This is a genomic window from Abiotrophia defectiva ATCC 49176 (genome assembly GCF_037041345.1).
Taxonomy (GTDB): Bacteria; Bacillota; Bacilli; order Lactobacillales; family Aerococcaceae; genus Abiotrophia.
Genome location: NZ_CP146287.1, coordinates 722,066 through 731,479, shown reverse-complemented (window position 1 = coordinate 731,479; position 9,414 = coordinate 722,066). Strand labels below are relative to the sequence as shown.

The window sequence follows — 9,414 nt, the reverse complement described above, 5'->3', positions numbered from 1 at the left end:
TCAATACTATGAAAGATGTCTAGACATAGAGTTTTCATTTCATCCTTGTTTTCATTAGACTATGTGCAGCTTCTCTTACCATAAGGCTTCTATCTGGCCCTAGCCCGCACAAAAAAAGGATGGAAGCAAGCTTCCATCCTCTGGGGCGCTGACTAGTCCTCGAAGACCACGTCGGTCTGTTGGGTCAGCATTTCTTTAATTTTTGGATAGTATTCGTGGAATTGGGCCTCACGGTCGCTGACGGGCTTGCCTTCGGCAACTTCCGCCATGTTCTGGAGGGCAATCATCCAGCTAGTCAAGTCCTTAGGACTGTGGTCGTTAAGCTCAGCCAACCACTCGGTGAAGATCAGAGTGGTCTTGCCAGGCTCTAACTCATGCAGTTCGAAGGTGATAATGTTCAAGTCCCAGGTAAAGGACAAGTAAGCATTAGGCTCCACATCCAGAACCATCATGTCTTCATAGCCGCCTGTCTTATAGTTGAACTTGAGGCTGGCCCCTGTCTCCAGGCCTTGGAATTCTAGCTCTGGATACCAGGATTGCAGCTTGTCATTTTCCGTTAAGAGGGACCAAACTTGCTCCTTAGGCAGGTTGAAGACGCCGCTGAATTGGACGCTAACCCCTTGGTTTTCCTCGTGGCCATGGTCGTGGCCACAGCCACAGCCGCAGCCTGCATGGTCATGGGCGTGAGCGTGGTCATGATGGTGGTCATGGCCACAGCAACAAGAATGCTCGTGGTGGTGGTGATGGTCATGGCCGCAACCACAGCTATGGTCGTGGTCATGATGTTGACAGTGCTCGTGTTCACTCATAGGCCTTAAGCTCCTTTATTTAAACGTAGGTTTGTAGAATTGACGCCTGTCTAGCGGATAGATGGCCTCGGAGAAATTACCGGGCTCGACCTTAGCTAAGGCCGTCGCAATCATATTGAAGGTGGCATCCATATTGTCAATGTGATGGATGAGCTCGGCTTCTAGCAGCTGAGGCGCCACCGGGCTACCATACTCCAACTTACCATGGTGGGCTAGGACCACGTGCTTGAGCAGGAGGACTGGCTCAGAATCTGGGTCAAAGCCCAGTTCGGCACAGGCCCGGTCAATCAACTCGTCCACAATGACGATATGGCCCATCATCTTGCCCTTGAGGGTGTACTCGGTGGCAATGGCACCAGACAACTCGATGGTTTTACCCATATCATGCAGGATAATGCCGCCTAGGAGCAGGCTGGCATTGACCTCAGGGTAAATCTTGAGCAGGGCCCGCCCTACCTGCAACATGGAAATGGTGTGGTAGCTGAGACCACCCGCTAGGGCGTGGTGGTTGCGCTTGGCTGCCGGATAGGAGAAGAAATCCTCCTTGGCATAGTTGAGAATCTTACGCACGATGCGGGCAATATGGGACTCGTGAATCTCCAGCAAAGCCTCATTGAGGGCTTCCTCCAGGGTTTCCTTCTTAATCCCGATATGTTCTACATAGAGGGTGGGATCATCAGGCTCACCCGCATCAGCTAGGCGCAAGCTCTGAATCTTAATCTGCGGGGTCCCATTATAGGTGTCCCGCTCACCCTTGAGGAAGACTACCTTGCCGGCTTGATAGCGGGCAATTTCTTCATCGGTGGCCGACCAGTACATGCCGTCCATGCTCCCAGAACGATCCTGGAAGCGGAAGGCGATGAAGGGATTGCCATTGCGGGCTACCCGGATGTCGGCGGATTTAATGAGGACGAAGAGCGCGAAGCTCTCGCCATGATTGAGGTCTAATAATTGGGTCATGCCGGTTCCTCCTCTGCTTGAGTCACTTGAATGGCGTCCAAGTTCACAGCCCTTGCCCCGTCGAAGAAATGAACGGCTTGTTGGTCAAAGGTGAAGAAGAGGACTTGAATACGTTCCGAAATTTGGCCTAGGACTTGGTACATGCTGGCCTTGCGATACTCGTCGAAGTTGACGAAGGCATCGTCAATCAAGATTGGCATCTTAACCATGGTCCGGACATTCTCAATGAAGGCAATCCGCAGGGCCACATAGAGTTGTTCCAGGGTCCCTTGGGATAGTTCATGCGGTTCAAAGTAGATGTCAGAGAACTGACGCACCTTGATGCCGTCTTTTTGGAGCTTGATCTGGGTGTAACGGCCGTAGCTTAGGGTCTCGAAGAGCTCATCAGCTAGGCGGTTCATCTCAGGCAGCGGATTGTCCAGCCCATGACGTAGGGTGGCATAGATCAATTCCATGGTAATCCGCTTGCGACCCCATAGGGCCACCATATCCCGAACTTGAGTCTCTTTGTTGGCCAAGGCTTGGACCTTCTCTTGGTAGGTGCCGTCTTGTTCCAGATGGTGGATTTCCACTTCCAGGTCGGCCCGTTCGCGGTGATGCGGCACTAGGCGTTCCTTGAGGGTCTCCAACTGGTGTTCTAGACGGTGGAAGTTCTCCAGCAGGCTTTGCTTGTTCTGCACCTGGGTCAGGGCTTCTTCATAGCCTTCCATTTGCTCAGCGTAAAGGGCCCGTTTGGCGGTCAATTCTTCAATTAACTGGTTGGTCTCGACCTTTTGGAAGAAGTCCAGTTCATCTTGGGCATGGGTGTCCTTGAAGACTTGGCCAATCATGGCTTGACGCTCGGCAATGGCATCTTCTTGGGCCTTCATTTGTTGGGCCGCTTCATCTAAGCGGTCATCAATAACTTGGCCTCGCTCCATGGTCCGCACTAGGCTGACTTCAACGTCTTCGACATGGCGAATTTGCTGACGCACCGTGTCGTCCACCAATGGGAAACGTTCAAAGAGGGGTTGCAAGAGGCTGCGCCACTCGGTTAATTGTTGGGTTAGCTTATCCTTCTGAGCTTCCAAATCTTTCTTCTGATTCTCAGCGGCGAAGTATTGCTTAACTGGGTTAGCCTTGAGGATGAGCTCAGGGTCTGCCGTTGGGTAGAAGCCCATGGCTGCCAACCAACGAGATTGCTTGCTGGCTAAGTTCTTAAGCTCGGCTTCAATGGCCTCGATGGCTTCCTCACGCTGGTTAATCTGGGTACCCAAGACCTTGCTTTGTTCCAGGTATTGAATTTCCTTCTCGCGCAGGTCCTGAATCTTGTTGAGGACCGGGCTATTATAGAAGGCCTGGTAGCGACGGCGGTTGGATTGGAAGATATAACCAATGCTGAGGACCCCGACCACTAGGATCAGCACCCCTAACCAAAAGAGCAGGTTGGCGCCCTTGGTCATGTTCTGATAGAAGGCCAGGAAGAGCCCGCCGGCAAAGGCCAGAATACCAGGGAAATACTGGTTAAGGCTGGTTGCCTGCATAAGTTGGGCCTCTTCATTCATGCGCTGGTGTTCTAGGTGAACCACCTGTTGGCGCACAATGGCCGTATAGTTTTGTTGTTCCTTGCGTTGTTCCAAGTAAACCTTGCGCTCGGCCTTGAGGGCTTCTTCCTGCTTGAGCAAGTCTAGCTTGTCAGCTTGGAGGGCTAGCCCTTCTTCCAGCTTGGCGTCATAGGCAGGCCCTTGTTCAACCTTCTCAGGGAAGAACTGGCCTTGGTGGGCCAACTGGGTCATGAGCTCGCCCTGCTCTTGGATGCGGGCGGTCAACTGTTCGATGACGGTCTGGGTTTCCTTGGCCTTGGCGGTCTCGACTAGCCATTTCTGGCGGTCTTCCGCGTGGTTACGGGCCCAGTTGAGCTTGGTTAAGCTACCTAGCTCGCCCTTGAGGTTGCGAATCCGTTCTTCCAATTGGACGATTTGGATTTCGCTGGCCTGGTTGAGCTTGAGGGCATCGGAAATCTCCCGCACGGTCTGTTCAGACAGGGGCGTGAAGACTAGCTGCTCCAGCTCCCGCTTGGCAGCCCGGTCCTTGAGGTAGATGTCATAGAGGCCCACTAATTTGTCTTGGGCCCGGATTTCCTTCTCCAGGTCCTTGATTTCTTGGTTAAGGCGGGCAATGGCTTCTTCCTCTTCCTGGCGACGTCGGGTCAGCTCATCATAGGCCCCCATCTGCAGATGCAGGACTTCCACTTGTTGGGCTAGTTCTTCATACTCGGCTAGGAGCACATTGAGAGGCCGGCTCTGGCCATTTGGCCTGTAGAGGTCATCGGTCTCCTTCTGATACTGCTTGGCAATCTTGAGGAATTGGTCGCTCCCCACGGTCCCGATACTCATGAAGTAATCATTGAGTTGGTCGGCCCCGATATTAGCCAGCTCCTGCAGGTTCTGCAGGCTGAAGGCATAGAAGTTATCGAAGAGCTTCTCGTCCAAGCCCCCCAAGACCTCATCCAAGGTCTTAGCTGGCAACTCTTCCCCATCGGTCCGCGTCACCCGTAGGGTCTTGCTGGTCCGCTCCACCCAAATATCACCGAAGTCGGTCTCGGTCAGGAGCATACGGCCCCCATAGGTCTCGTGTTGCTTAGGTTCATAACGGTTCTGCTGGTTGACCCGACGTCGACGACTTGGGAAACCAAAGAGCATGCTGCGAATAAAGGATTGTAAGGTGGACTTTCCGGCTTCATTCTTACCATAGAAGAGTTGGAGTTGGTCGCCCAGTTCGAATTTCTGGTTGACCCATTTGCCGTAGCCATAAATCTCCAGTGTCTTAATCTTCATGAGCCGTCCCCTCCTCTCCGGATGTCAGGTCCTCGTCGTCAGAGTCAAAGCCCACGGCTTGAACCACTAACTGCTGGCCATTGTGAATGACCGACTCCTTGAGCTCCTGGTCTTGGCTCAGATCGCCCAACCAGGTTCTGAGGGTGGCATTGCTGAAGAGTGGCTGCATGACGCGACCATAGAGGTCACCGGTCTTCAAGGCCTGGCTAGCCTGGTCAAAGCTGTCCTTGAGGCTGGCATCGTATTGGAAAGGCTCGATGGCCACTTGGCTGACCGTTTGTAGGCTAACTAGGGCCACAAATGGCGTGTTGACTACATCCGCTTGCAGGGCCGCCAGCACCTCACCCGATTCTACCTGACTGGCCAAGTTAGCGGGCAACTTCTCATAGTGGTCCAAGACCACGGTCACCAGTTGGGACTGGTTAGAAGCTTCTGCCTCGGCTTGATAATTGCGCTGGATGCCTTCCAGAGCTTGGACTAGGTCTAGTTCATGCCAGTTAGAGCGGCATTCCAGATGGGCTTCCTGCCAGACAATGGGTGCCAGGGAAATAAACTGGGACTTGGCCGGCGTCTGTGGCTTGAGTTCCACGATGAAGGCCCCCTTGTCGCCCAATTCCTTGCGGTGGCGACCCTGGATGGTCCCAGGATACTGAATCAGGGGTTGCTCCTTGAGGACTTGGGCCTGATGAATATGGCCAAGGGCCCAGTAGTCGTAGTTTTTGCTCAGCAGGCTTTCCAGGTCAAAGGGCGCATAGTGGTCGCCCGATTCTTGGCCGTGCAAGACCCCAAGGGTGTAGGTGGTCTCATGCGGGTTAACTGGATAGCTGTCAATCATGCGGGCATCTACCCAACGTTTGGTATAGGAGAAGCCATAGCAGCGCACGGTCTGGTCGTCAGCAAGGGGGATATCGATAGCGGTCACTTCTTGGTCTTTGAAGAGGTGAACATTATCGGGATATGGGACCGACTGACATTCCATGCATAGGTAGTCATGATTACCGTGGCAGAGCACCACAGGAATCTTAGCAATATGAAGACGTTCTAATTGCTTAAGGAAGAAATGTTGGGCCGTCACCGTCTGTTGCTCGGTGTCATAGATGTCACCGGCAATGACCATGAGGTCGACCGCTTGGTTAATGGCAATCGAGACACAACGCTCGAAGGCCTGGTAAGGAGATTGAATAAGGTGTTTTTGTAATGAGTGCAATTGCTTGGTGAGCCCAGTGAAGGGACTATCGAGATGTAAATCTGCAATATGTAATAATTTCATCAAATTCTCCTTTCTTTAGGGATAGGTGGACTGAACATCACAGGGTCAAGCGGGGCAGTCCCACCCCTTGACACAAAAACAACTGGGAGCCGTCACCCTCAGGTGAGGCTGGGGCTTCCAGTTGGTGCCAGCCTATGCTTAGGCTTGTTGTTGATAGATTTCTTGTAAAGGCTTGGTGATGATGTTGTTGAGGTCGCGAATGATTTGATCCATACGGCGCTCGGCCTCAATCAAGCCTCTAATGTGATCATCTGCCATGATGCCCTTGGACAGTTCATCAATCTGCTTCATTTCTTCTTCGCCAATTGGATGGCCTTGAGCCTCACGTAGGCTGAGTTCTTGAACTTGCTTCTTGTAGCCCTCAAATAAGGTCTTAGAAGTTTCATCTGCTTCAATGCCTGCTAGGGCTTGACGAATAGCGGCCACTTCTGGCAATTGACGAATTTCACGTTCTAATTGATTGGCTGTATCGTAGACATTTTGGTTAGACATGCGTCTATCTCCCTTCAAATTTCTTCATTCTTAGTGTATCACATCCAAGCCAAGCTCGGCTATTAATACTTTATTACTATTGAATTAAATCGGTTCTTCCCAGTCCTGGGCATCCAGCCACTGATTGACCAAATCCAGGTCAAAGCCCTTGCGGTAGAGGGACTCCTTAATCTTAAGGATTAAGGCCTTACCCTCATGGCGTCGGCTTAGTTGGCGACGGGCCTTGCTGGCCGCTTGGTCAACCAAGTCTGCTTCATGGTCCAAGTCGGCCTCTGGCTGACAATCTTCCAAGTAAGGCTGAATCATAGCCAGGCTATAGCCCTTGGTCAGGAGATGCTCCTGGACCTTGCGCTTAAGCTGGCCAGCCGGCAAGCGGCGATGGGACTTGTAGAACTTTTCAATTAAGGTTTGGATATTGTCCTCCAGCAAATCCAGCTCATAGGCTTCCAAGGCCTGGGCAATCTGACTGGCTGTCAGGCCCTTGTCTTGGAGCTTACGGCCGATCAGCTGGGGCCCCTTGCGCCCTACCCGGGCCTCGGTCAAGACCAGGCTACGCCCGTAGAGGGCATCATCCAGGTAACCCTGGCTGACTAGCCGGCCAATGACCCGACCCAAATAAGGTTCTAATTCCGCTAGAAAATCTTCCTTGGCCTCCATGCTATCCAGGTCCGCTTGCTTGAGGGCCTGGGCCTTGAGATAGTCATAGACCTCACCACTGGACTTAAGGGCCCGCGACAAGTGCTTGATGGCCCTGAGATAGAGGGACTCTTCCTGCTCATAGTCGCGAATGGTCTGACACTCTTCCGGGGTCAGGGTCTGGCCCTTGGCCAGGTTGAACTTGATCAAGGTGCCCTCTGACACGCCCAGCCAGAAGCTGTCGTCCAGATAGACCGAGTAACGACTCTTGTCCTTCTTCTGTACTTCAATCCGGCTTACGCGCATGGGGCACCTCCTGGTCAAGTTGCTGGTATAGGCTGAGCTAGGCTAAAGTCGCCTGACTATTGGCCGACCGTGTAGCGATAGGCCAAGCCAGCTGGATTTTCCTTAACGAAGGAGACCAACAAGCTAGCAGCCTGGTCGCCACTAGGCGCCAAGGTCTCAACTAATTGTTTAGCTTGAAAGGCAAAGCGTTCCGCCGCCTCAGCTGATTCACAGTAGATGAAGTAGCTAGCTTGATCGGCAAGGCTCAGTTCAAAGACCAGCTCGTTCTTAGCAATTAAGCTACCTTGTGCAAATGTTAAAACAGTTTCTTGATTATTCATGAGTTTATCCCTCACCTATTCTTAAAATGCCATACAGTCAGCGAGTGACGATGGGTCTTGCAAATGGTCTTGCTAAATGGTCTTACATTGCCCCAAAGGGCTATAGGTTACTAGAGGGGACAGCCATAGGCTCATAACCTAGGTGACTTCACGCCCAAAGATCCGCATCTTAATTCGATTCCCGGTCGGGGTATCGGCTAATCCCCCTAACCCTGTCTCACGAAGTTCGCGCGGCATATTGCGACCCACCTTGTACATGGCTTCAATGACCTCATCGGCAGGAATCTGATTTTCAATTCCGGCCAGGGCCATATCGGCACAAATCAAGGCGTTGGTTGAACCGACCGTGTTGCGCTTAACGCAAGGCACTTCCACCAAACCTGCCACCGGGTCACAAACCAGACCCAGCAGGTTACCCAAGGACATAGCGAAGGCATGGGCTGACTGGGCCGGACTGCCGCCCATAATGGCCACAGCCGCGGCCGCCGCCATAGCGGAAGCCGACCCCACTTCAGCCTGACAGCCACCCGCCGCCCCTGAAATAAAGGCATTGTTGGCCGTTACCATGCCGAAGAGGGCTGCCACGAAGAGGAAGTTGAGCTTGTCTTCCTTGGACAGCTTGTACTGTTCATGGATGGCAAAGAGCACTCCCGGCAAGGTCCCGCTGGCACCTGCTGTGGGAGTGGCACAGACCACACCCATGGCAGCATTAACCTCGTTGGTAGCCAAGGCCGCTTCCACCCCTACCAGGGTCATTTGCCCTGAGAGGGTTTTGCCTGCCTGGCGGTACTTGCGCATCTTGACGGCATTGCCGCCCGTTAAGCCGGTTGGTGAGAAGACGCCTTCTCCGGTAATCCCTCGCTGGTAGGCATTTTCCATAGCTAAGAGGGCATCCGACATCTTATGGAGGACGGCTTCCCGGCTGGTCCGGTTAATCCGCATCTCCTGTTCAATCATAATCTCAGCCAGGGACAGGCCCGTTTCTTGGGCGTAGTCCACAATGGCTTCAATCGATTCAAAAATTCCCATTTCTTTACCTCAACAATCGATAGTTGTCGACACAACTAGAGTAGAATCAAAGACTCCACATGGTCCATTTCTTCCATGGCATAGTAGAGACTCTGTGGAAAGTGGTGCTGGATCTCGAAATAAGACAGGTAACGTCCTTGAACAGCCTGGCTCAAGGTCTGCGTGACCACAATGCCTTCGGCCGCAAAGCGCGCCAAGAAGCTAGCCTCCGTCTCCGGCCGGTCACTGATTAGGAGCAAGGCCGGCAAATAGCCTGTCGGCTCAATCAAGAAGCCCCCTAGCTCAATCAGGCGTAACTCCACCTTACCGCCGCCCACCGAAACCCCGACTAGGCGGGAAGTCTTGTGGTCATTGATTAAGGTAATGTCAGCCGTATTGGGATGGTCATAAGGACTTGGCCCCTCCATCTCGATAAATTGCACCTTCATGCCCTGGTTACGGGCGATGTCCACTGAGTTGGGAACCCGATGGTCGTCATAAGAAAAGCCCAAAACGCCAGCGATGGTCGCAAAATCCGTTCCGTGTCCCAGATGCGTCTCCGCAAAGGACTCGTAGTAGCGGACGATAATCTCGGTTGGGCGGTCACGGTAAATTTTCTGGGCCGCTGCCCCGATATTAATGGCGCCAGCCGTATGTGAAGAAGACGGTCCTACCATGACAGGTCCAATCACGTCAAAACAGCTAGAATAGCTGGTATTTTTGGCTTGAATCTTGGCTTCCTGGCTCATGCTAGCACCGCTCCTCTCCATATGGCTTTGTCATCTCCTTATTATACA

9 protein-coding genes are annotated in these 9,414 nt (G+C 52.8%); all 9 read right to left on the bottom strand.

Translation table 11 applies throughout. From position 1 onward, the window contains the following. Positions 1-152: 152 nt before the first annotated feature. The 9 genes from V7R82_RS03550 to V7R82_RS03510 all read right to left on the bottom strand — a co-directional run bounded on the left by V7R82_RS03550 (position 153) and on the right by V7R82_RS03510 (position 9,366). Complete coding sequence (locus V7R82_RS03550; RefSeq protein ID WP_338543438.1) at positions 153-809, bottom strand: SRPBCC domain-containing protein; 657 nt, start codon at positions 807-809, stop codon at positions 153-155. 15 nt (positions 810-824) lie between these two features. Then, entirely contained in the window at positions 825-1,769 is a 945-nt protein-coding gene (locus tag V7R82_RS03545) for a 3'-5' exoribonuclease YhaM family protein (RefSeq protein ID WP_303766108.1), read from the bottom strand. Then, positions 1,766-4,585 (bottom strand): ATP-binding protein, encoded by a 2,820-nt coding sequence (locus V7R82_RS03540; protein WP_338543434.1) that lies wholly within the window; start codon positions 4,583-4,585, stop codon positions 1,766-1,768. The genes V7R82_RS03545 and V7R82_RS03540 overlap by 4 nt, the downstream gene beginning before the upstream one ends. Further along, the gene (locus tag V7R82_RS03535; RefSeq protein ID WP_338543432.1) at positions 4,575-5,855 is read right to left on the bottom strand and encodes a DNA repair exonuclease; all 1,281 of its coding nucleotides are present in this window, start codon (positions 5,853-5,855) and stop codon (positions 4,575-4,577) included. The genes V7R82_RS03540 and V7R82_RS03535 overlap by 11 nt, the downstream gene beginning before the upstream one ends. Positions 5,856-5,993: 138 nt before the next feature. Continuing rightward, positions 5,994-6,347, bottom strand: a complete 354-nt coding sequence (locus V7R82_RS03530; protein WP_070755688.1) for a YlbF family regulator — start codon at positions 6,345-6,347, stop codon at positions 5,994-5,996. A gap of 84 nt (positions 6,348-6,431) precedes the next feature. Then, a complete protein-coding gene (locus V7R82_RS03525; protein ID WP_338543431.1) occupies positions 6,432-7,289 on the bottom strand; it encodes a RecX family transcriptional regulator in 858 nt (285 codons plus the stop codon). 56 nt (positions 7,290-7,345) lie between these two features. Further along, positions 7,346-7,609 (bottom strand): hypothetical protein, encoded by a 264-nt coding sequence (locus V7R82_RS03520; protein WP_023391835.1) that lies wholly within the window; start codon positions 7,607-7,609, stop codon positions 7,346-7,348. A gap of 138 nt (positions 7,610-7,747) precedes the next feature. Beyond that, a complete protein-coding gene (gene sdaAA / locus V7R82_RS03515; protein WP_298076959.1) occupies positions 7,748-8,632 on the bottom strand; it encodes an L-serine ammonia-lyase, iron-sulfur-dependent, subunit alpha in 885 nt (294 codons plus the stop codon). A 41-nt stretch (positions 8,633-8,673) separates the two neighbouring features. Next, entirely contained in the window at positions 8,674-9,366 is a 693-nt protein-coding gene (locus V7R82_RS03510) for a serine dehydratase beta chain (RefSeq protein WP_314394925.1), read from the bottom strand. Positions 9,367-9,414: the final 48 nt, after the last annotated feature.

Bases quoted from the DNA above. Each gene is read 5' to 3' on its own strand.
- V7R82_RS03550 (WP_338543438.1), bottom strand. From the start codon at position 809: ATGAGTGAACACGAGCACTGTCAACATCATGACCACGACCATAGCTGT.
- V7R82_RS03545 (WP_303766108.1), bottom strand. From the start codon at position 1,769: ATGACCCAATTATTAGACCTCAATCATGGCGAGAGCTTCGCGCTCTTC.
- V7R82_RS03540 (WP_338543434.1), bottom strand. From the start codon at position 4,585: ATGAAGATTAAGACACTGGAGATTTATGGCTACGGCAAATGGGTCAAC.
- V7R82_RS03535 (WP_338543432.1), bottom strand. From the start codon at position 5,855: ATGAAATTATTACATATTGCAGATTTACATCTCGATAGTCCCTTCACT.
- V7R82_RS03530 (WP_070755688.1), bottom strand. From the start codon at position 6,347: ATGTCTAACCAAAATGTCTACGATACAGCCAATCAATTAGAACGTGAA.
- V7R82_RS03525 (WP_338543431.1), bottom strand. From the start codon at position 7,289: ATGCGCGTAAGCCGGATTGAAGTACAGAAGAAGGACAAGAGTCGTTAC.
- V7R82_RS03520 (WP_023391835.1), bottom strand. From the start codon at position 7,609: ATGAATAATCAAGAAACTGTTTTAACATTTGCACAAGGTAGCTTAATT.
- V7R82_RS03510 (WP_314394925.1), bottom strand. From the start codon at position 9,366: ATGAGCCAGGAAGCCAAGATTCAAGCCAAAAATACCAGCTATTCTAGC.